The organism is Microbacterium sp. C23T (assembly GCF_053345975.1).
In genome coordinates this window covers 47,157-69,166 of sequence record NZ_JBKFBD010000023.1, presented here as the reverse complement: position 1 = coordinate 69,166, position 22,010 = coordinate 47,157, and the positions used below count along the sequence as shown (strand labels likewise).

Annotated in this window: 17 protein-coding genes; 9 read left to right on the top strand and 8 right to left on the bottom strand. The window is 70.7% G+C overall.

The window, feature by feature from the left end:
• Nucleotides 1–119: 119 nt before the first annotated feature.
• On the bottom strand, nucleotides 120–806 hold the full coding sequence (locus ACLBXX_RS13985; RefSeq protein ID WP_447658501.1) for a sirohydrochlorin chelatase: 687 nt from the start codon (nucleotides 804–806) through the stop codon (nucleotides 120–122).
• Between the two features lie 219 nt (nucleotides 807–1,025).
• Nucleotides 1,026–1,901 (bottom strand): MarR family winged helix-turn-helix transcriptional regulator, encoded by an 876-nt coding sequence (locus ACLBXX_RS13980; RefSeq protein WP_447658500.1) that lies wholly within the window; start codon nucleotides 1,899–1,901, stop codon nucleotides 1,026–1,028.
• Nucleotides 1,902–2,019: 118 nt separating this feature from the next.
• On the opposite strand from ACLBXX_RS13980, the gene ACLBXX_RS13975 reads away from it, so the two are divergent.
• A complete protein-coding gene (locus ACLBXX_RS13975; RefSeq protein WP_447658499.1) occupies nucleotides 2,020–2,643 on the top strand; it encodes a MarR family winged helix-turn-helix transcriptional regulator in 624 nt (207 codons plus the stop codon).
• 165 nt (nucleotides 2,644–2,808) lie between these two features.
• On the opposite strand, the gene ACLBXX_RS13970 is transcribed toward ACLBXX_RS13975, so the two are convergent.
• The 3 genes from ACLBXX_RS13970 to ACLBXX_RS13960 form a co-directional block, all read right to left on the bottom strand.
• Nucleotides 2,809–4,854: a substrate-binding domain-containing protein gene (locus ACLBXX_RS13970; protein ID WP_447658498.1), complete on the bottom strand. Its 2,046-nt coding sequence runs from the start codon at nucleotides 4,852–4,854 to the stop codon at nucleotides 2,809–2,811.
• A gap of 123 nt (nucleotides 4,855–4,977) precedes the next feature.
• Nucleotides 4,978–5,550 carry a hypothetical protein gene (locus ACLBXX_RS13965; protein ID WP_447658497.1) on the bottom strand — a complete coding sequence of 191 codons (573 nt, stop codon included), beginning with the start codon at nucleotides 5,548–5,550 and terminating at the stop codon, nucleotides 4,978–4,980.
• Nucleotides 5,551–5,673: 123 nt separating this feature from the next.
• Nucleotides 5,674–7,155, bottom strand: coding sequence for an MFS transporter (locus tag ACLBXX_RS13960; protein ID WP_447658496.1), 1,482 nt, complete (start codon nucleotides 7,153–7,155; stop codon nucleotides 5,674–5,676).
• An 81-nt stretch (nucleotides 7,156–7,236) separates the two neighbouring features.
• Between ACLBXX_RS13960 and ACLBXX_RS13955 the strand changes: the two genes are divergently transcribed.
• From ACLBXX_RS13955 to ACLBXX_RS13925, 7 genes are all read left to right on the top strand, one after another.
• Nucleotides 7,237–8,820 carry an MFS transporter gene (locus ACLBXX_RS13955; RefSeq protein ID WP_447658495.1) on the top strand — a complete coding sequence of 528 codons (1,584 nt, stop codon included), beginning with the start codon at nucleotides 7,237–7,239 and terminating at the stop codon, nucleotides 8,818–8,820.
• A gap of 162 nt (nucleotides 8,821–8,982) precedes the next feature.
• Nucleotides 8,983–10,194, top strand: coding sequence for an alpha/beta hydrolase family protein (locus tag ACLBXX_RS13950; RefSeq protein ID WP_447658494.1), 1,212 nt, complete (start codon nucleotides 8,983–8,985; stop codon nucleotides 10,192–10,194).
• Nucleotides 10,195–10,257: 63 nt separating this feature from the next.
• On the top strand, nucleotides 10,258–10,815 hold the full coding sequence (locus tag ACLBXX_RS13945) for a hypothetical protein (protein WP_447658493.1): 558 nt from the start codon (nucleotides 10,258–10,260) through the stop codon (nucleotides 10,813–10,815).
• A 173-nt stretch (nucleotides 10,816–10,988) separates the two neighbouring features.
• On the top strand, nucleotides 10,989–12,857 hold the full coding sequence (dnaK, locus tag ACLBXX_RS13940) for a molecular chaperone DnaK (protein WP_387142005.1): 1,869 nt from the start codon (nucleotides 10,989–10,991) through the stop codon (nucleotides 12,855–12,857).
• A 2-nt stretch (nucleotides 12,858–12,859) separates the two neighbouring features.
• Nucleotides 12,860–13,474: a nucleotide exchange factor GrpE gene (locus tag ACLBXX_RS13935; protein ID WP_387142001.1), complete on the top strand. Its 615-nt coding sequence runs from the start codon at nucleotides 12,860–12,862 to the stop codon at nucleotides 13,472–13,474.
• 15 nt (nucleotides 13,475–13,489) lie between these two features.
• Nucleotides 13,490–14,488, top strand: coding sequence for a DnaJ C-terminal domain-containing protein (locus tag ACLBXX_RS13930; protein ID WP_375870384.1), 999 nt, complete (start codon nucleotides 13,490–13,492; stop codon nucleotides 14,486–14,488).
• A 52-nt stretch (nucleotides 14,489–14,540) separates the two neighbouring features.
• The gene (locus ACLBXX_RS13925) at nucleotides 14,541–15,011 is read left to right on the top strand and encodes a heat shock protein transcriptional repressor HspR (RefSeq protein WP_447658492.1); all 471 of its coding nucleotides are present in this window, start codon (nucleotides 14,541–14,543) and stop codon (nucleotides 15,009–15,011) included.
• A gap of 63 nt (nucleotides 15,012–15,074) precedes the next feature.
• Here the strand turns inward: ACLBXX_RS13925 and ACLBXX_RS13920 are convergent, their stop codons facing one another.
• Complete coding sequence (locus tag ACLBXX_RS13920; RefSeq protein WP_447658491.1) at nucleotides 15,075–18,428, bottom strand: collagen-binding domain-containing protein; 3,354 nt, start codon at nucleotides 18,426–18,428, stop codon at nucleotides 15,075–15,077.
• 124 nt (nucleotides 18,429–18,552) lie between these two features.
• Between ACLBXX_RS13920 and ACLBXX_RS13915 the strand changes: the two genes are divergently transcribed.
• Complete coding sequence (locus ACLBXX_RS13915) at nucleotides 18,553–18,969, top strand: MmcQ/YjbR family DNA-binding protein (protein ID WP_447658490.1); 417 nt, start codon at nucleotides 18,553–18,555, stop codon at nucleotides 18,967–18,969.
• Nucleotides 18,970–18,972: 3 nt separating this feature from the next.
• On the opposite strand, the gene ACLBXX_RS13910 is transcribed toward ACLBXX_RS13915, so the two are convergent.
• A complete protein-coding gene (locus ACLBXX_RS13910; RefSeq protein WP_447658489.1) occupies nucleotides 18,973–20,598 on the bottom strand; it encodes an amidohydrolase in 1,626 nt (541 codons plus the stop codon).
• Nucleotides 20,595–21,872, bottom strand: a complete 1,278-nt coding sequence (locus ACLBXX_RS13905) for an MFS transporter (RefSeq protein ID WP_447658488.1) — start codon at nucleotides 21,870–21,872, stop codon at nucleotides 20,595–20,597. The genes ACLBXX_RS13910 and ACLBXX_RS13905 overlap by 4 nt, the downstream gene beginning before the upstream one ends.
• Nucleotides 21,873–22,010 lie beyond the last annotated feature (138 nt).

The window sequence follows — 22,010 nt, the reverse complement described above, 5'->3', positions numbered from 1 at the left end:
TCCATTCCGTGAGGCTAGAAGCGGTCGTGCGTGTGACCTATCCGAGCGTCAAGAGGCGTTAACCGACGTAACGGTGCGTCACACAGTTGCGGCTGCGGGCCTTTGTGGACTCGGTCCGACTACTTCGCGGCTTCGTTGTAGCGATCGACCACGATGTCGACGAGAGCTGCCGGGGGCTCGTCGTCGCCGAGAAGCGGCGGCGCGACGGGGGCTCCCGCCGCGAGCCGCACGGCGAGGTCGTGGAAGTAGCCCGGGGCGAGGAGATAGTCGGCCACGACGACGCGCTCGGCGTTCGTTCCGGCGTCTGCGACGGCGACGTCGACGCGGGGGTCGGCAGCGGCGAGGAAGCCGACCGTGACATCGCGGTCGAGCCGGGCGCTCAGCATCCGTCCGATCTCGCGGCAGTCCTCGTTCGCGCGGTCGTCGCTCGAGCCGGCCACGGCGAGGACGAGGGCGTCGTCGGAACCGACCGTGCCGAGGCGCGCGAGGAGCGCGTCGACGAGCCGCGGATCGGGGCCGAGCGCCGGAGCGATGACGACGCCGTCGCGTCCCGCGGACTGCTCGATGAGGTCGACCCGCACGTGGTATCCCGCCGAGAGCAGCAGCGGCACGATGACGACGGGGGTGCCCTCCGGGATCGCGTCGAGGGATGCCGCGACATCCGGCTGCTGCACGTCCACGTGCCCGAGTCGCACCGTGACCTCGGGCAGCCGCCGCGCGACCGCGTCGACCAGCGCCGCGACCGCGGCCTGCCCCGCCGGCGATGACGTGCCGTGAGAGATGGCGAGGAGTGCGGGCCGGGTCATGTGGCCCATTGTGCCCCGCGCGTGTGACGCGCGTGTGACGGCGAATCGTCGGCCGCCATGACCTCGCATCCTCAGTTGAGGATCTCCGCCGAGACGAGGAGCCGGAAGAGGACTTGGCTCCTCATCTCGGCGATGCACCTCAGTTGAGGAAGCGGGAAACGCCGAAGGGTGGTCCCAGCATGTGCGGGACCACCCTTCGGGGCGAGTGGATGCTGCGGCTCAGGCCGCGCCGGACTCCCGGCCGCGGGAGAACCCGGCGTCGAAACCGCGCTCGTACGCCTGCTGCGTGCGCCGGCCTCCGCGACCGTGGTCGCCGTGGTGGCCGTGGTGGCCGTGGTGGCCGTGGCCTCCGTGGCCTCCGTGGCCGTGGCCATCGTGGTCGTGGTGGCTGTGGCCGGCGTGCGGGTGGTGGCCGTGGCAGCCCTCGTCGCCGTAGCCGCGCATGGGCTCGTCGAAGCGCTCGGCCGGGTGGCCGGGACGCCCGGGCGCGAAGCCGCGGTGGCGGTTGCGGCCGTAGCCGTCGTGCACGCCGGGGTCGAACGGACGCGGGCGCCCGCCGAACCCAGGGCCGAAGCCACCGAAGCCCGGACCGAAGCCCGGACGGAAGCCGGGGCCGAACCCGGGGCGTCCGAAGCCGCCGAAACCGCGCTCGCGGCCGGTGGCGTTCTCGTCCCAGCCGAGCTCGCGGGCGATGGCCTCGAGCGAGCCGGTCAAAGCTGCGTAGGCGTCGTCGTCGCCGACGGCGGCGACCACACGGGCGCGGAGTCCGTCGACGATCGCGCCGATGCGCTCCTTCTCGGAGCGGCCGAGGTCGGTCAGGACCCACGTTCCGTCGCCCTGCTCCTCGACCCAGCCGCGCTCCTCGAGGCCGCGGAGGCGCTTGCCCTTGCGGGCGAGACGCTCACGGAACTCGGGCGCGTCGACGTCGCCGGACAGCACGTTCAGCACCATCCAGTCGCGTCGCGTCATGCCCTCGGCCTCGAGCGCCGTCGCGAACTCGCGCGTCAGCAGGCCGTCGACCGCACGCAGCCAATAGCCGAGCGGACGCTTCTCGGTGGGGGTCTGGTTCTCTTCGCTGTCATTGATGTCGTTCATGGGGAAGTCCTTTCGGGGGCGGCTCGGAGGGCCGCCGGGTGATACATGTCGAAGTGCATGTACATGCAGTGTGACATGCATTTCAGATCCATGTCAAGTCGCATGTAAATTGGAAGGCATGCCGTCCACTCCCGACGACCCGTCCGACGCGATCGCCGCCGCCCTCGCCCGCCTCCGCGGACGACGAGGCCCCCGTCCGCCGTGGATGGAGGGTGCCGGCCCGCATGGCGCGGGCCCGCATGCGCACGGGCATGCCGGGCCGCATGGGCACAGCGGCGATGGCGGGGAGCACGTCCACGCCGACGGCACGGTGCACGGCTTCGGCGGCCGTGGTCCGTGGGGTCGCGGGGGACCGGGCCCCGGCTTCGGCGCACCGCCGTGGGCAGGGGGAGGCGGCCGCTTCGGCGGCCCCGCGCGTATGAGGCTGCTCGAGGCGCTGGCCGCAGCATCCCATCCGCTCTCGGTCGGGGAGATCGCCGACGCGGTGGGCGTCGATCAGCCGCGGGCGTCGCGGCTCGTGCAGCAGTCCGTCGAGCTCGACCTGGTGCGGCGCGAGGCCGACCCCGACGACGCCCGCCGCACGCGGGTCGCGCTGACGGATGCCGGAACCCGTCTGGTGCGCGGATTCCGCGGTGAGCGGCGCGAGGCCATCGACGCGGCGCTCGCCGCCTTCACCGACGAGGAGCGCGCGGAGCTCGCCCGCCTGCTGACGAAGCTCGCGGACTCCTGGCCCGGCGCCTGACCTGCGGACTCAGTGGGCGCATTCCGCCGCCATCCGTCTCTCAGGCGCCCGATCGCGCCCACCGAGCGCGGCGGCCTGCCCTCCATTTGACGCGAATCGTCGCCCAGCGCCGCCGACGCGGCGGAATGAGCCAGGTGGAGCTCGACTCGACCGCCTCGGGAGGGATCAGAAGCTGGTGACGAGGTCGCCGAGCACCGCCTCGAGCTTCGACGGGTCGGTCGCGTCGTAGTAGTGGGCGCCGGTCGCGCTCGAGATGGACTGCAGCGTCGCCACGTCGGCGTCGGCGCCGTAGGCCAGCGTGAAGATGAGCACCGGCGTGGCGTGGTGCATGTCCTTCAGGTTCGCGAGCATCTGGTCGGCGCTGATCGTCGGCGCGTTCGGGGCGTCGTTCTCGCCGTCCGAGAGCAGCACGATGGCGTTGATGTGGTCGCTCGACCACGACGCCGCCTGCTGCGCGGCGAAGGTGTCGACCGCCTGGTAGAGCGGGGTGTCGCCCATCGAGGTGAGGCTGCCGAGCGCGCCGAGGAAGCCGTCGCGCGACGAGCCGATGTCGGCGACCGGAGACACGAGCCCGGGCACCATGGCCCCGTCAGGCGCCTGCGCGAAGGCCGCGAGCCCGACGTCGTCGCCGTTCGTGAAGTGGCCGAGGGCCGCCTCGATCGCCTTCCGGGCCTGGGTGAGCTTCGTGTCGCTCGCAGAAATGGGCTCGTCCATCGACCCCGACACGTCGAGGAGGAAGAGCACGTTCGCGCGCTTGCGGACGTCGGGGAAGGACGCCTGCACGGCGGTGACGACGTCGGCGCCGGGGAAGGCGAGCGTGCCGCCCTGGTCGCCGTCGAGCTGCCCGACCTGCTGCACGCCCTCGTCGAGGTCGCGGTTGAGGTCGCGGTAGCCCGCGGCGCGCACAGCCGCCTGACCCTGCGCGGTGTGCGTGAAGCGGATGAAGTCCGCCGCCGCCTCCGACTCGACCGGGTCGATCCACGCGCCCGTGAGGCGCATCACCGGGTTGTCGGCGGTGTAGTAGCCGTCGGCCGGATAGATCGGCACGAGCTGCTCCGCCGGCGGGTCGGCCTGCGTGCGCGTGATGCCGTCGCGGCTCGTGATGCCGCGGTTGTAGTCCCACACCGACTTCTCGTCGACGATGACCGCCGAGAGGAAGTCGGCGCTGGAACCGGATGCCTCGGCCTGGCGCGCGTGCCAGAGGAAGTGCTCGGGCGTGGCCATGTAGTGGCTCGTCGCGTTCTCGTTCGCGTGCACCTCCGCCTGCACGGCGGGGTCCTGGACCTGGGCGGCGGTGAAGTCCGTCATCGATCCCGCGGCGGTGCCGTAGGACGCGAACATGGCGGCCTCGCCGCTCGTCGCGACGAGCGGGCTCGTCTTTCCGAGCTTGAACGCGCCCCATTCGGGGTGGCCGAGGCCGCTCCACAGATCGGGGTCGCCCGCCGACTCGAAGATCTCGGCCCACGTCGGCGCCTCGGCATCCCATCCGATCGCGGACGCGAGGTTTTCGGGCATGGCGAGCACGATGTCGGAGGCCGCGACGCTCGTGCCCTCGGCGCGAAGGTTGGTGGCGCCGTCGGCCTGCGCGACGTCGACCCACGTCGACGAGTCGGGCAGCCACACGGTGGGCTTCTGGTCGTCGGCGAGGTTCGGGAAGCCGCTCGCGACGACGGCGGCGGCCACACCCGACTTCTCGCGGCTGGTCGTCACCGTCACGCACGAGCCGGCCACGTTGCGCGGCTGGCTGTTGTACGCGGCCGCGAGTCCTTCGACCATCTCTGCGTTCTCGAACGACGACAGCACGTTGACCGTCGCGCACGGCTCCGCTCCGGCGGTGGCGGCCGGCTCGTCCTCGGGGAAGACGATCGGCTCGGCGACCACGGGTGCCTCGGGAGCAGGGCCGGCGGCCGGCTGCTCGGCGCCGGCGAGGTTGGAGATGATCGCGTACGACACCGTGCCGATCGAGCCGACCAGCACGACGATGCCGACGATGGTCGTCGCGATGATCGCCTGACGGCGGCGCTTGCGACGGCGCTCGCGGCGCTCGTCGATCGCGGACGGCTTCGTGGATTTCGAGGCCGCAGCGGCGGTCGAGAAGGTGGGAGAAGGGGTCGGCGAAGAGGCCGAGGGCGTCGGTGTTGTCTTCGGGTCGGAGGTCTGGCCCCTGCGGGGGCCGGGGACGTCCTCGTCGCCGCGCGTTCCATCGCGCATGGGAGCATCCTCAAAAGCGGGTGCGGCCGTGAAGCCGGGCGGGGGGTCACCGGCCGGGTAGTCCGGTCTGGCGACAGCCTAGTCCGAGTGAACTTGCGAGACGAGCGCGAGAAAACCGTGAGATCACCGTGAAGCGGTGTTCAGCATGCCGATCAGAACTGCCGTCCACCAGGCAGTTTGCGATACGACGGCGCTCCAGACGCACCACAACTTCAACCGGGCCGGCAGCGACGAGAAGCGCACCGCACCGGGCAGCCGATCGAGTTCATCGGTCAGCCTCGTCATCGCGACGCCGTTCATCGCGGCGACGAGCACGGCGATCATCTTGACGGCGGTGAGCGGCTGCGAAAGGTCGGGCTGGAGGAACGCGCCGGTCGCGAGCAAGCCCGCGATGCCCAGCCACGCGAGGGCCGTCACCGCGGGCTCCGTGCGGCGGAGGTCGTCGAGAGAGGTGCGGCGCAGCATCCAGAGCAGCCCGCTCATCTCGAGCAGCACCGCAGCCCCGAGCCCCACGATCACCGAAGCCAGGTGTCCGAACAGTGCCGGCGCGTGCAGCCAGTCGTGCGGCACGACCGACGTGCCGATCCACAGCGACAGCAGCCACCCGATCAGCACCCACCAGTAGCCGACCGCACGACGGTGACGCGCGGCGCGCAGGCGCTCGGCGCGTTGGCGCTGGATCAGCGGGGTCGTCACGGTGCCTCTCGGGTTCGGCGAGGTGAGGCGCGCGTGCGCGACGACCCCCCGTGCGCATGCTGCCCGAAAGCGAGGGTATCCGATGCGACGGCTGTCGCGATCGGCGCGGCGGACCCGGAGAGATCAGCCGGCGATGTCTTTGGGTCGCAGCTTGACGGGGAGCAGGAGCAGGAGCCCGACGAGCAGCACGATCACGATGCCGAGGATGCCGTAGTGCGTGGCCCCGAACACACCGATGAACGTCGCCCACAGCAGCGGCGAGAGGAAGCTCATCACGCGGCCGGTGGTCGCGTAGAGGCCGAAGACCTCGCCCTGCATCCCGGTCGGCGTGACACGTGCGAGCAGCGACCGGCTCGACGCCTGCGCCGGTCCGACGGCGGCCGACAGGATGATGCCGCCCACCCAGAACACCGGCTTGCCGCCTTCGCGGAGGAAGAAGACGAACAGGGCGCTGACGATGAGGATCGTGAGCGCGGTGATGATGACCGCGCGTGCGCCGAAGCGGTCGTCGAGGCGGCCGGCGATGATCGTCGAGACGCCCGCGACGAGGTTCAGGGCGATGCCGAACGCGATGACCTCGGTGGCGCTGAACCCGAACGACACCGCGGCGAGCACACCGCCGAACGCGAAGACGCCGGCGAGGCCGTCGCGGTAGACGGCGCTCGCGATGAGGAACCAGAAGGTCGGCCGGTGTTCGCGGAAGAGCGCGATGATGTCGCGGACCAGCACGACGTAGCCCTCGAAGAACCCGACCTTCTTCCGGCCCGGGTCGGCCGGCGATTCCGGCACGAGGAAGACGAACGGCAGCGCGAACACGATCGTCCACACCGCCGCGCCGACAGCGATGAGGCGGTAGGCGAGGCCGTCCGACACGTCGAGGCCGAACCAGTCGAACTGGTTGAGGACGACCACGATCGCGAGCGCGATGATGCCGCCGATGTAGCCCATGCCCCAGCCGAGCCCGCTGACGCGGCCGATCGTCTTCGGCGTCGAGACCTGCACGAGCATCGCGTTGTAGTTGACACCCGCGATCTCGGACGAGACCGACCCGAGGGCGACGAGGATCGCGCCGAGCCAGAAGAACTGCGGCTCGGAGTACACGAAGAAGAGCGCGAACTGCAGGAGCGCCAGCACCGCGGTCGCGCCGACCACCCAGCGCTTCTTCGTGCCCGCGGCGTCGGCCCGCTGGCCCAGCACCGGGGCGAGCAGGAGGATCAGGATGCCGGCGGCGAAGGTGACCCAGCCGTACCACTCCGACAGATCGGCCAGGGCGCCGCAGTACGCGGTGCCGGCGTCGGCGGCGCTCGAGCAGACCATGTCGCCGTTCGCGTTCTGCCGGGCGACGTCGGCCGGGAGGAACGCGTCCGAGACGAGATACAGCGAGACGAAGACGAAGGTCAGGATCACCGAGTTGAAGGGCTGCGTCGCCCAGTCCCAGAGCGCCCATGCGAACACGCGCCGACGGGGCACCGGCGTGTCGTCGAGACCCTCGGTGTTGAGGGCCGCGGTCGACAGCATGTGCTCGGTCGAGGCGCCGGGCTCCGCCGGAGAAGCAGGCTGCGACGGCGTGCCGGGCTCGTCGGAGCCGGGGGCGGGAGAGCTCATGTTCGTCACACTAGGGCCCTTCGGTGAACTGGTGCGGAATCAAGGTAGCGCTCAGAAGCACCGCGGTGGTTTGCTTCGTTCATGACAGGGGATTCCTCGCCCGAGACGAAGTTCAACGGTCGTCTCGCCATCCTTCTCGCCATGGCCATGTTCGTGCTCGTGGTCGACACGTCGATCATGAACGTCTCGATCTCGGCGGTGGTCAAGGAGCTCGGCACGACGGCGAGCGGAGTGCAGGGCGCGATCGCCCTCGAAGCCCTGGTCTCGGCGGCTTTCATCCTCATCGGCGGCAAGACCGGCGACCTCATCGGGCGCAAGCTCGCCTACATCCTGGGCCTCTGCGGCTACGCGGTCGGCGCGGTCGCGATGACGTTCGCGACGAGCCTGACCGCCGTCATCATCTTCTGGGCGGTCATCGGCGGGATCGGGGCATCCCTCCTCCTCCCATCCATGCAGTCGCTCATCCACGGCAACTTCTCCGGCGGTCACCAGAAGCGGGTCTACGCGCTGGTGGGTGCGTCGGCCGCCATCGCCGCGGCCGTCGGCCCGCTCCTCGGCGGCTTCATCACCACCTTCTGGTCATACCGGGTGGCCTTCGGCCTCGAGGCGGTCATCATCGCGATCGTCCTGCTCGGCGCCGGCCTCGTGAAGGACGTGAAGTACACGGGCGACCGCTCGATCGACCTCGTGGGCGCGGCCCTCTCCGTCATCGGCATGGGCGGCGTCGTGCTCGGCATCCTGGTGTGGCAGGAGGGCGGCGGGTACGTCGGCATCATCATCGGCCTCGGAGCGGTCGCGCTCGGCGGGCTGGCGTGGTGGCTCAACTCGCGCAAGAAGAAGGGCAAGCCGGTCCTCCTCGACCCCGCGCTCTTCGCGTCGAAGCCGTTCCGCACCGGGGTGAGCGGGCAGCTGCTGCAGCAGATCGCCCTCGGCGGCACCATGATCGTGCTGCCGCTCTACCTGCAGATGGTGCTCGAGTACAACGCGCTGCAGGCCGGTCTCTCGATCGCGCCGCTGTCTCTCAGCATGTTCGCGGTCGCCCTCTGGGCCGGCCGGCGCGCGAAGGGGCGCCCCGCGAACCTCATACTGCTCGGCTTCTCCCTCGCCGCGGTCGGACTCATCGCCATCGTGCCGCTGGTGCCCGTGGCCGACACCGGGTGGTGGCTCACGATTCCGCTCATCATCACCGGATGCGGTCTCGGCCTGCTCGTCTCGCAGCTGAACAACTTCACCCTCTCGCCGATCTCCGACGAGCGCGTCAGCGAGGCCGCCGGCGTCAACTCGGCTGCCGGCTCCTTCGGGCTCTCGTTCGGTCTCGCATTCGCGGGTGCCATCATGCTGGCGACCCTCGCGGTGTCGTTCACCTCGCTCGCCTACTCGAGCACGGTGCTCACCAGCGAGCAGCAGACGCAGGTCGCCACGGTGCTCGAAGAGGATGCGGAGCTCATGTCGAACACGGGGCTCATCGAGCTCCTCGCCGACGAGTCGCCGGAGGTCTCGGACGAGATGGTCCGCATCAACGACGAGGCCCGTCACATCGCGCTCCAGGTCGCCCTGCTCATCCCGATCCTCGCGGCGGTGCTCGGCGTGCTCAACGGCTTCCGCATGCGGCGCCTGCCCGACCCGAAGCCGAACGAGGCGGTGGAGGGGATGCTGGGCGGCTGAGCCGTCGCTTCAGCGGCCTCTGTCCTCCTGCGCCCGAGCGGCGCAACGGGCCAGAGCGAGGGGCGCCGTCCGCGGGAGGCGCCGATGCCGGCAGCGCCTGACATGCGTTCCGCGCTCTCGAGCGCGTGACAATGCAGTCGCGGTACCCCTAGCGTCAGGGGCATGAGCACACCGGACGGCGCCCTCTTCACCGATCCCTTCCACAACGAGTTCGGCACCTGGATGCTGGGCTACGCACCCGCGGGCGGTGGCGACTTCGGAGAGGTCGCGGCCGTCGGCCGCGCCGTCGGCGACGGGGACGACGGCGCGTTCTTCGACGCCTGGGTCGCCGCCGGCGATCGCGTCCGGGCCGAAGCCGACGCCGCGGCGGCCGCGGGGCGGCCGGGTGCGTCCGACCTCTATCTGCGGGCGAGCGCGTTCTACGCCTCCTCGTACCACCCGCTCTTCGGCGCCCCCGTCGACCCGCGTCTGCTCGACGGCTTCCGCCGGCAGATCAGCGCCTTCGACACCGGAATGGCGCTGCGCGGCATCCACCCCGCCGAAGTGCCCGTCGGCGAAGCGCGCGTACCCGCGTACCTCGTACCGGCCTTCGGCCGCGAGACCGAGGTGCGGCCGCTCCTGATCCTCGTCAACGGCTACGACGCCACGGTGACCGACTCGTACTTCGCCTCGGCCGTGGCGGCTCTGCGTCGCGGGTACCACTGCCTGATCTTCGACGGCCCCGGCCAGGGCGCCGTGCTGTTCGAGCAGGGCGTGCCGATGCGCCCCGACTGGGAGGTCGTGGTCTCGGCGGTGATCGACCACGCGCTGACCTCGCCGATCGTCGATCCCGGCCGCATCGCGGTCAGCGGCTGGAGCCTCGGCGGCTACCTCGCGCCACGTGCAGCCTCGGGGGACTCTCGGATCGCCGCGTGCATCGCCGACCCCGGCCAGCAGGACGTCGGAGCCGGGCTCTCGATGTTCGCCCGCCGCCTCGGCGCGACCGAGGAGGAAGCGGCGGACATCGGTGCGCTCGACGACGAGGCCGTAGCCCGTCTGATGGGCGTCGTGAATCAGGACCGCAAACTCCGCTGGTCGATCGTGCAGCGCGGATTCTGGGTGAACGGTGTCACGGACCTGAAGGGTTTCGTCGCACGTAGCGTCGAGTACCGCATCGATCGCGTCGACGACATCCGCTGCCCGGTGCTGCTCACGCGCGCCGAGGGCGACCCGCTCGCGGCGGGCGTGCCCGCGTTCGCGGCCGCCCTGCCCGACGCCACCGTGATCGACTTCACGGCTGCCGAGGGCGCCGGCGGTCACTGCTCGATGCAGAACCGGTCGCTCCTCAACCGCCGTGCGCTCGACTGGCTCGACGACGTGCTCGCGGCGCGCTGACGACCAGCGACGGGCGAGAGACCAAGGTCGTCAGCATCCATCCCCCACCCGTAGGGTGACGACATGACCGACGAACGAGACGGCGGGCGACCGCGCTCGCGCAAGCACCAGCGGCGACTCGAGGAGTTCGACGGTCAGGAGGACGCGTTCGTCCGCTACTTCAAGGAGCGGGTCTACGCCACCTTCACGGGCCTGGCGATCGTGCTCGTGGTGTCGGCGAGCGATCACGCCGAGCCCGACCACGCGTTCTTCGCGCTCGTGCTGGGCGTCGTCGGCATCACAGCCGCCGGGTTCGTGTCGGACATCGTGTCGCACCTCGCGGTGCACCAGGAGTTCCCGAGCGCCGGGGAGTTCGCGGTGCTCGGGCGCATCGCCGGGGGAGCGCTCGGCACCGTCGTCGTACCGGGCATCCTGATCGCGCTCGCGTGGCTCGACGTGATGCACCTCGAGACGGCGCTTCGGGTCTCGAGCATCGTCTACATCGCCACCCTCGGCGTGATCGGGTGGGCGGCCGTCCGCCGCGCGCGGCTGTCATGGGTGCAGAAGCTCGTCGCCCTCGGCATCCTTCTCGCCCTGGGCCTGCTCGTGATCGGGCTGCAGACCCTCGCGCACTCGATCTGACGACGGCGTCGGCCAAGTTGAGCCGTCTCGTATCAACTTTGATTTGACGGATGCTGCGACCCAGGCGTATGGTTGAGCCATCGCGACTCAACCTCATGGTGCGCCGCGAGAAGACTTCCCCGTAAACCTCGGGTGGCAGCATCCGTCTGCGCCCTTATGAAGGAGAGATACACATGGCACGTGCTGTTGGAATCGACCTCGGTACGACCAACTCGGTCGTGAGCGTCCTCGAGGGCGGCGAGCCCAAGGTCATCGCGAACGCCGAGGGCTTCCGCACGACCCCGTCGGTGGTCGCGTACACGAAGGACGGCGAGGTGCTCGTCGGCGAGACCGCCAAGCGCCAGGCCGTCACCAACGTCGACCGCACCGTCTCATCGGTCAAGCGTCACATGGGCACCGACTGGGGCTTCGACGTCGACGGCAAGCGCTGGACGCCGCAGGAGATCTCCGCGCGCATCCTCCAGAAGCTGAAGCGCGACGCCGAGCAGTACCTCGGTGACACCGTCACCGACGCCGTCATCACCGTCCCCGCGTACTTCAACGACGCCGAGCGCCAGGCCACCAAGGAGGCCGGCGAGATCTCGGGCCTCAACGTCCTGCGCATCATCAACGAGCCCACCGCGGCCGCCCTGGCCTACGGCCTCGACAAGGGCAAGGAGGACGAGCTCATCCTCGTCTTCGACCTCGGTGGCGGAACGTTCGACGTCTCCCTGCTCGAGGTGGGCAAGGACGACGACTTCTCGACCATCCAGGTGCGTGCGACCGCCGGTGACAACCGGCTCGGCGGCGACGACTGGGACCAGCGTCTCGTCGACTACCTCATCAAGCAGTTCAAGGACACCACCGGTGTCGACGTCTCGGGCGACAAGATCGCGCTGCAGCGCCTCAAGGAGGCCGCCGAGCAGGCGAAGAAGGAGCTCTCCTCGTCGACCAGCACGTCGGTGAACCTGCCGTACCTGTCGCTGACCGACTCGGGCCCCGTGTCGCTGTCGGAGACGATCACGCGCGCCAAGTTCGAGGACCTCACCAAGGATCTCCTCGACCGCACCAAGAAGCCTTTCGAGGACGTCATCCGCGAGGCCGGCATCAAGGTCGGCGACATCGACCACGTCGTGCTCGTCGGCGGCTCGACCCGCATGCCCGCGGTGTCGGAGCTCGTGATGAAGGAAGCCGGCAAGGAGCCCAACAAGGGTGTGAACCCGGACGAGGTCGTCGCCGTCGGCGCCGCCCTCCAGGCCGGTGTCCTCAAGGGCGAGCGCAAGGACGTCCTCCTCATCGACGTGACCCCCCTGAGTCTCGGCATCGAGACCAAGGGTGGCATCATGACGAAGCTCATCGAGCGCAACACCGCCATCCCGACCAAGCGGTCGGAGACCTTCACGACGGCCGACGACAACCAGCCGTCCGTCGCGATCCAGGTCTTCCAGGGCGAGCGCGAGTTCACCCGCGACAACAAGCCGCTGGGCACGTTCGAGCTGACCGGCATCGCGCCGGCTCCGCGCGGCATCCCGCAGATCGAGGTCACCTTCGACATCGACGCGAACGGCATCGTGCACGTGTCCGCGAAGGACAAGGGCACCGGCAAGGAGCAGTCGATGACGATCACCGGCGGCTCGTCGCTGCCGAAGGACGACATCGAGCGCATGGTGCGCGAGGCCGAGGAGCACGCCGCCGACGACAAGAAGCGTCGCGAGGCCGCCGAGGTGCGCAACCAGGCCGAGACCCTCTCGTACTCGATCGAGAAGCTCATCAAGGAGAACGAGGACAAGCTCCCCGCCGAGGTGAAGACCGAGGTGCAGGGTGACGTCGACGCTCTCAAGACCGCGCTCGCGGGCGAGGACGACGAGGCCGTGAAGGCCGCGTTCGACAAGCTGAACCAGAGCCAGGGCAAGCTCGGCGAGGCCATCTACGCCTCGAGCCAGGCCTCGCAGTCCGCTCCGGATGCCGCCCCCGGCGACGCCGGCGACGGCCAGGCCTCGACCGACTCCGATGAGGACGTCGTCGACGCCGAGGTCGTGGACGAAGAGGACGAGAAGAAGTAACCATGGCGAACAAGAACCACAACCCGGAACCGGTCGAAGAACCGGGCGACGGCGACGAGGTTCGGCCTGAAGGTGTGGGGTCGGAGGCGAACGCCTCCGGCCCCGCGCCGCAGGACGGGCAGGACGAGCTCACGGTCGACGACATCCTCGGCGCCGCGCAGAACGCCGACGCCGCGGCCGAGGACGCCGTGCTCGCCGACCTCGAGTCGCAGCTGCTGAACGACCTCAAGCGCCTCCAGGCCGAGTACGCCAACTATCGCCGCCGCACCGAGGAGCAGCGCGAGGTCGAGATCGAGCGCGCCCAGGGCGCGGTCGCGAAGGGCATCCTCCCGGTGCTCGACGACCTCGACCGCGCCGAGAAGCACGGCGACCTGGAGCAGGGATCCGCCTTCGCGGCGATCGCCGACAAGCTCCGCGGCGTCGCCGAGCGCATCGGGCTCACCACCTACGGCGCGGCCGGCGAGGCGTTCGACCCGCAGCAGCACGAGGCGATCTTCCAGGTGCCGACGCCGGGCGCGACCGAGACCACGATCGTCGAGGTCGTCGAGATCGGCTACCGCCTCGGCTCGGTGGAGCTGCGTCCGGCGAAGGTCGTCGTCGCGGTTCCCGCCGAGTAACCCCAAGGAGGCTCCATGGCCAGTCAGGACTGGTTCGACAAGGACTTCTACTCGGTGCTCGGCGTCTCGAAGGACGTCAGCGAGGCGGACCTCAAGAAGACGTATCGCAAGCTCGCGCGGAAGTACCACCCCGACTCCAACCAGGGTGACGCGGCCGCCGAGGCGAAGTTCAAGGAGGTCAGCGAGGCGTACTCGGTGCTCTCCGACGCGGAGCAGCGCAAGGAGTACGACCAGATCCGCGCGATGGGCTCGGGCGCTCGATTCACGTCGGGCGGCCCGGGCGGCGCCGGCGGCTTCGAGGACGTCTTCTCGATGTTCAACCAGGGCCGCGGCGCGCGCTACCAGAGCGCCGAGGACTTCGACGACATCTTCGCGATGTTCAACCAGCAGCAGGGCGGCACCGGCTTCGGCTCCGGGCGGTTCGGGCAGACGAGCGGCGGTTATCGCGGCTTCGGCGGCCCGACGCGCGGCGCCGACGTCACGGCGCGCACGACGATCGACTTCGTCACGGCGACCAGGGGCGAGACCATCACGCTGGCAGGCGAGGACGGCAAGCCGTTCAAAGTGAAGATCCCCGCAGGCGTCTCGGACGGGCAGAAGATCCGGCTGCGCGGCCGCGGGCGTCACTCGCCCGACGGCGGTGAGAACGGCGACATCGTCGTGCAGGTGACCGTGCGCCCGCACCCGGTGTTCACGCGCGACGGGCTCAACCTGCGCGTCACCGTGCCGGTCACGTTCACCGAGGCCGCGCTCGGCGCCACCATCGAGGTGCCGACCCTCGGCGGCGATCCGGTGCGGCTGCGTGTCGCCCCAGGCACGCCGTCCGGCCGCGTGCTGCGCGTCAAGGGCCGCGGTGTCGAGACGGCCAAGGGCACCGGCGACCTCCTCGCCGAGGTGCAGGTGGCTGTGCCGTCGCACCTCGACGAGGCCGCGCGCGAAGCGCTCGAGCGCTTCCAGAGCCTCGAGTCGAAGGAGAACCCGCGCGCCGACCTCATGGCCAAGGCGCAGGGCTAGACGATGATGCGGGTCGCCCGGCGACCCGCATCCGGAGGATGGTGAGAGAAGGATGACCGAGGACGACATCGACGAGGATGCCCCGATCTTCGCGATCGCCGTCGCCGCCGAGCTGTCGGGCATGCACCCGCAGACGCTGCGTCAGTACGACCGGCTCGGGCTGGTCGTGCCCGCCCGCACACAGGGCGGGTCACGGCGCTACTCGCTGCGCCACGTCGAGCAGCTGCGCGAGGTGGCCCGCATGTCGTCGGACGGCATCGGCCTTCCCGCGATCGTGCGCATCCTCGAGCTCGAGAACCGCGTACAGGAGCTGCACGGCCGCGTCCGCGACCTCGAGGACCGCATGCGCGCCGAACTCGAGAAGCGGCCGGGTGCCCGTGTCTTCGCCGCCGGGTCCACCGGCGCGGTCGTGACGCTGCGTCACGGCACGCGCGTGCGCCGCGCGACCGAGGTCGTGGTGTGGCGTCCGCGCACGGCGCTCGCGCAGCAGAGCGAACCCCCGGACGAGACCCAGGTGGGCTGATTCACCAAGAGGGAGGGGACGGCATCCGTCCCCTCCCTCTTCGTGTGCGCCCGGGGTCGTGCGTCAGGCGCGTCGCGCCCGTCTCATGGCCAGCAGGAGCCCCACCGCGATCAGGCCGACGGCTCCGAGCGGGACGAGGGGCGAGAGCCCACCGCCGCCCGTGGCCGGAAGCGGACGTGTGCTCGCCGTGTTGGTCAGCGTCAGCTCCGCCGTCTGCGGCGTGCGCACCTCCGACATCGGCAGCGTGACCTTCCCGTCCTCGTCGGGGACGAGTGTCTCACCGGCGACCGTCCATGTCGGCGTTCCCCAGTCCACTCCGGGGATCGACGGCAGGTCGGCTTCCCGGGCCTCGATGATCGTGCCGACCGGGAAGTACGGCGACGTGATCGTGACGTTCGGCTCCAGCTCGATGCGGGGCTGCGCGACGCCATTGAGCCACCAATCGGCAGGGAACGTGGTGCCCGCCGGGACCGACGATCCGCCGTTGCCCGCGACGACCTTCGTCACCGCCCAGCGGGTCATCGCGACCACCGAGTTGGTGACTTCGAGCACCGGCGGTGTCTCGCCGGGGCCGATCTCGACGAAGCTCGCCGGGCTCCACGTCGTCTCGCCCCACTCGTAGCCCTCTGGCAGCGCGGACGGGTCAGGCTCCTCCTCGAGGACGTTGACGATCGTGCCGATGGGGAAGAAGATCGGGTTGCCTTCGCCGTCGACCGGACCCGCCGGCGTCCCGTCGGCAGGAAGCTCGAACCGGCCCACCAGCACGTCGCGGCTCGGCAGGTGCGCCACGTAGTCGATCGTGAACGAGTCGACGAGGAGATCGTCCGGGTCGAGGCCGTCCATGCTCTTCTGCACGAGGAACGTTCCCTCGATCAGCGACGCGTCGTTGGTGAGCGTCGCGTGCACCACGGCCTGGTCGTCGACGCCGATCGTGAGCTGGTCGAGGTCGAACACGGCGCCGAGCCAGGAGAGGTGCCGGATGCTCGGCGCCGCCTGCTCCTCATACGTCACGACGGTGCCGTACGGGAACAGCAGCGGCTCGCCCGCGTCGTCGACGGGGCCGACCGGCGCACCGTTTCCGGGGACCCGCAGCACGCCCCGCTGGATCACGTCCTCGGCTGCGGTCGTCGGGAAGTACGCCGTCCACGCGACGGTGAACTCGAGGCCCGGGGGCACCTGGTCGGGCGGGACGCCGTCGAACTCCTTCGAGATCGTGAAGGTGCCCTCCTTGAGCGCGTTCGTCACCTCGATCTCGATGTCGGCTTCCGAGTCGGGCGGCAGCGGGATGTCCACGATGTCCCCGAACGCGTCCGGCTGGTACGGAGTCGTCACGCCGTCGATCGTGACGTGGAAGACGGGCGGCACCCAGTCGTCGACGTTCGCCACGGTGTCGCCCTCGAACGTCGGCGGAAGCTCGGCGAGCTCCAGCGTCTCGGCGCCCGTCTCGAGGTTCTCGATCAGCTGGGGCACACCCACCGGCAGGGGAAGGGTCGCCCGCTCAGGGGCGGGGTTCGTGTTGTAGGTGACCTCGTAGCCGAACCGCGGGTCAGCGGCCGGGCCGGTCGCGGACTTCACGATCGTGATCGTGCGGCCGTCGTCGGCCGGGGTGACGAAGTTCGTCAGCTCGACGGCCACGGTCGTGTCGGCATCGGTGATCACGAACGTTCGCCCGGGGTTCCACCCGATCCCGCTCCAGTCGTACCCCGGCGGCGGATCGATGCCGTCGAGGTTCTCGGTGAGGATGATGCGCGCGCCCACCGGGAAGGCGATCGGGGCGCCGTTCCCGTCGACGGGGACGGCAGGCGTGCCGGTGAAGGACACGTTCATCGTGCCGGTGCCGATCTGCTCGCCGCCGTAGCGGGCGATCCACGTGACGGGGACCGCACCCTCGAGCACCGGAGGTTCGCCCGACGCATCGTCGATCGACTTCGAGACACTGAAGGTGCCCGTCAACCGGGTCGCCGTGTTCGTGACGACCACCTGGGCGGTGCCGGTGCCGACGATCAGCGGGTTCGGGTCGATCTCGACGTCGCCCCACTCCCAGCCGGGGACGGTCTCGGGCGTGATCTCCTCGAAGGTGATCTTCGTGCCCTCGGGGAACCGTTCGCCGGCGGGGACGGGAGTGCCGTCGGCGGGGACCTCGAGCGAGCCGACGGTGACGTTGTCGTCCGGGTCCACGGCGCGGTAGTTGACGGTGAACGTCGCGCCCTCGGGGAGATCGCCGGGCCCGATGCCGCCGGACAGGGCCTTGCGCACCACGAAGGTGCCGCTGGCGTCGTTGCACGAGATCTCGCCCGAGAAGAGGAACGAGTGGACCTCGCCGCCCTGGATGATGACGTTCTGGCCGATCACCTGGCCGTCGAGCGGTGCCGCGTTCACGGTGACCGATGCGTTCGGTGCGTAGATCGAGCCGTCGATGCGGGCCTGGCCGGCGGTCACGGTGACGTCACCGGTCAGTTGCGAGAGGTCCCACACGATGTACGGCGAGTGCACACCCTGCGGATCCGCCCGCGCGCCGATCACGTCGGTCGTCCCCGCGGGCACCCGGATGACCAGAGGGTTCGACACGCCGGGCGTCGGTCCGGGGGAGAACTGGATGAGCGACGCGCCGGCGATGTCGGCGTAGTCCACGATGTTCGGCTGGTCCGGGCTCAGCTCCTCGAGGACGACGCGGTCGCCCGCGTCCTCGGCCACGCCGACGTGGTAGCCCACGCCGGCGGCGGGGTCGGCGATGTCGTCGAAGCAGCTCGACGCCTCGTCCCACGACGCATCGCGGTTCGCCTCGACATAGTCGGCGACGGCGGTGTCTGAGGTGTTCGCCGTGTAGATGCTGCTGTTGCCGGTCGCGCCGGACGGGGGCGCAGCATCCGCCGGATACTGCTGGTGGGTCGCGTCGATGAGCGGGGTCTGGTCGGCGTTGGAGGGGTTCTGGTTGAGGCGCAGCCAGTCGGCACGCGTGAACGCCTGCCAGCCGCCGTCGCGCTGCACCATCTTGAGGTCGCCCCACAGCGCCGGGTCGGTCGTGCCGGCGCTCGTGATGGCGAGGATGCCGGTGCTCGCGGTGCTGTACTCGCCGACGAGGAACCGGGTGGGGTCGCCGTCGACCGTCGGCAGATCGTAGTTCCCGGTGCCGGCGGACACGTGGATGATCGTGTACTGCCCGCTGCTGCCCTGCACGGTCGCGGTCCCGCCGACCGCGATGCTGCCCTCCGTCTCCTGGTTCTGCAGCAGTGCGTCCTCCCGGGCGTAGACCGTGAAGCCGCCCGCGATGGCGAAGGGGTTGACGGAGTCGGGGTACGCCGCGGCGGCCGGCTGCGGATCGATCGCGCCGACCGCCACCGCGCCCGTGGCGGCGAGCAATGTCGCGGTGAGACCGGCGACCAGGCGGCGCAGACGCGGGCGGTCGAAACCAGGCATGTACGAGACCCCTCTCCCACCGAGCCGCGAGGGGGCGCCGCCCGGTCCTCGTACCCTATCGGTCCTGATCAACCGGACAATCACCGGCTCGACCCGCGCCGGCATCCGGCGCATGATGGAGGGCATGGCGACCCTCGAGGACGTCCGCGCCATCGCGCTCGGGTTTCCCGACGTGATCGAGCGCGTCGACGGGCACCGCGGCGGGGCGGGCTGGCGTACGCCGGCAGGACTCTTCGTGTGGCAGCGCGGCCCGAGCGGCCGCGACCTCGATCAGCTCGCGGCGCTCGGGCGCGAGTGGCCGCGGGGCGACGTGGTCGGCGTGCGCACCGACGGTGCTCAGGTGAAGGAGGCGCTGCTCGAGACCTCCCCCGACGCGTTCTTCACGATCCCGCACTTCGACGGCTACCCGGCCGTGCTCGTCCGCCTCGACGGCATCGATCTCGCGCAGCTGCGCGAGGTGATCACGGACGCCTGGCTGCTCAAGGTGACGAAGCGCGTCGCGAACGAGTGGCTCGCCGCGCACCCGCCGGAAACCGGATAACGCTCAGAGCACTCCCGCGTCGTACCTCGTCTCGCCGGCCACGACAGTTCGCACGACCCGGGCGGTCAGCAGCGACTCGGGACCGTCGGCGAACGGGTCGGCGTCGACGATCGCGAAGTCCGCGGCGAGGCCCGCCTCGAGCCGTCCGCGCGTCGCGCCGTCGCCCACGGAGGCGGCAGCATCCCGTGTCGCATGTCCGAGCGCCTGGGCGAGCGGCAGCGCGAAATGCGGGTGCCGCGGGGCGAACGAGTCGTCGAGCGCGGAGCGCCGGGTCGCGGCGATGTACATGTTCGGGAGGGCCTCGTGCGGCGCCGTGGGTGCGTCGGTCGAGAAGGCCAGCAGAGCGCCCGCGTCGACGTACTCGGGCCACGCGAACGCGCGGTCGACGCGATCGTCGCCGAGCATCGCGGCCCAGTTGTCGAAGATGGCCGGGTCGGCGTGAACGGGCTGCATGGATGCCGTCACCCCGAGTCGCGCCATGCGCTCGGCCGTCCCGGGGGAGGCGTACTCGAGGTGCTCGATGCGGTGGCGGCGGGAGCGGTCCCCGTTCACCGCGGCGGCGTGCTCGAGCGCGTCGAGGGCGATGTCGCTGGCGAGATCGCCGATCGCGTGCAGCGCGATCTGCAGCCCCGCCGCATCGGCGGCGACGACGACCGGGGTGATGTCGGCGAGCGACCAGATCGGTTCCGCGTTCGAGCCGTTGGAATACGGATGCCGCATCGCGGCCGTGCACGCATCGATCACGCCGTCGATCACGAGCTTGATGCCCACGATCCGCAGCCAGGGCGAGCGCACCGTCTCGGCGAGTTCCGCGGCCCGGGCGACCTGGGCGAGGTTCGCCGCCTCGTCGCCGGTGTTCTCGACGAACCAGTGGGCGGCGACGCGCACCGGCAGGTGCCCGCCGCGCCGCTCGGCCGCCCGCTGGAACGCGGCGAGCCCGAGGTCGTCGAACGCCATGTCGACCGCCCCGGTCACGCCGGTGGCGGCGTATGCGGCGAGAGTCCGCTCGACCGCGGCGTCGCGGGCGTCGTCGTCGGTCCGCGCCGCCAGGAACGCCCACACGTGCGTCTGCGCCGCCGTCTCGTACAGCATGCCGTCGGGCTCGCCGTCGTCGTCGCGGCCGATGCTTCCGCCGAGGGGGTCGGGGGTGTCGCGCGTGATGCCGAGCTCGGCGAGGGCCGCCGAGTTCACCCAGCACGAGTGGTAGTCGTTCGCGTCGAGGTACACCGGCACGTCCGCGACCGCGGCGTCGATCATGGCCGCGGTGGGCCTGCCGCCGGGAACCGAGTCGAACAGCCACCCGCGGCCCAGCACGCGCGCGGCGTCGGGCTGCGCCGCCCGTGCGGCACGGAGGCGTTCCTGGATGTCGGCGAGCGTCCGGGCGTCGGTCAGCCCGACCCGCCCGAGGGCCTCGCCCATCATCACGAGATGCGTGTGCGCGTCGGTGAATCCGGGAAGCAGCAGCCGGCCGTCGAGGTCGATGGTGGTGGCCTCCGCGCCCGCCGCGGCGTGGGCGCCCTCCGTGTCGCCGGCGAACACGACCCCGTCGCCCGCGACGACGAGGGCCTCGGCCCACGGCTCCGCACCGGCCGTGAAGATGCGTCCTCCGGTGTAGATGGTGGCGGTCATGCGTGGAGCTCCTCGGTCTCGGCGGCAGGGGTCAGGGCAGTGGCGTCGGCGGCAGCATCCTTCTCCACTCTCGTCGAGATCGCCGCGACGATCGCCGCCGGGATTGCGAGCACGAAGCTCGCCACACCCAGCACGACGGTGAATCCCTGGTAGCCGAACGCCTCGACCAGCGCCGCGCCGATGACCGGCGTGAGGGCCGATCCGACGAGGTACACCGCGAGCAGGGGGCCCGACCAGCGGCCGTCCGCGTCGAGCGCGGCCGAGGTGGAGACGAAGTACATGAAGGCGATCGCGTAGATGGTGTTCCAGACGATGAAGAGCGTGATGAACGCCGTCTGGTCGCTCGCGAAGCCGAGCGCGATCTTCAGGGCGCCGCCGGCGACGAGCAGCACCACGAGGGGGACCGCGCGGCCGAGGCGGTTGCCGACGATCATGAGCAGCACGGAGCCGACGAGTCCGCCCGCGGTCGCGCCGCTCAGTGCGAGACCCAGGCCCTCGGGGGTGAGTCCCGCCTGCTCGCCGCCCATGACGCCGGCCATGGCCCACAGCGAGTCCTCGCTCGCCGCCCACAGGGCGAAGGTGACCAGCAGGACGAAGCCGGCGATCGTCACGGCGCGCGAGGCGGTGCGCGCGCGGACGCTGCGCAGGACGCCCGTCTCGGGGATCGTGACCGGCATGGCCTCCGGCACCGCCGCGCCCGCCTGCGGGTCGATGACCGGCGCGACCGGCAGCCAGCCGACGGCCACCAGGCCGATCAAGCAGAACAGCGCGAGGGCGCCGAAGACGTCGATGGGTGCGAGGCCGATGAGCGGGATCACGGCGAGCACGATGGTGATGACGCCGCGGTTCGCGAGACCGTTGAAGCCGGCCACGCGATCGGGGTTGCGGAACGCGGCGAGGGCGGCTCCGGCGGCGGCGACCGCACAGCCGGCGCCGACCCCGCCGACGAGGAGCCCGGTGATGGCGACGCCCGCCGACGGGACGAGCGCTGCCGCGACGAACCCGATGAGCCCGGCCGCGAGACCGATGCGCGCGACGGTGCGACGGTGCGCACCCGCGCACAGCGGCGCGGTCGCGAGACCGGTGATCGCGGTGGCGAGCAGTGTCGCGGTCACGATCCAGCTCGCGGTGAGCACGTCGACGGCGAACCCGGTCTGCAACGCGGTGATCATGTACGGCGAGAGGTTCACGCCGAGGTAGCCGGCGATGCCGATGGCGAAGGTCGCGGCTGCGGTCGGGAACCGCAGGGGCACGCGAGCGGTGAGGTCGTTCATACGGGATCCTTCTGTCGTTCTGCACGACGGTGTGCGACACCCGGCCAGCCTGGCCGGTAAACGAACGGTATTCGTTTATTGTTGCACGCGTGTGACGGATCCGGGAAGCCCTGATTTCGTCGGACCCGCCGAAGCTAG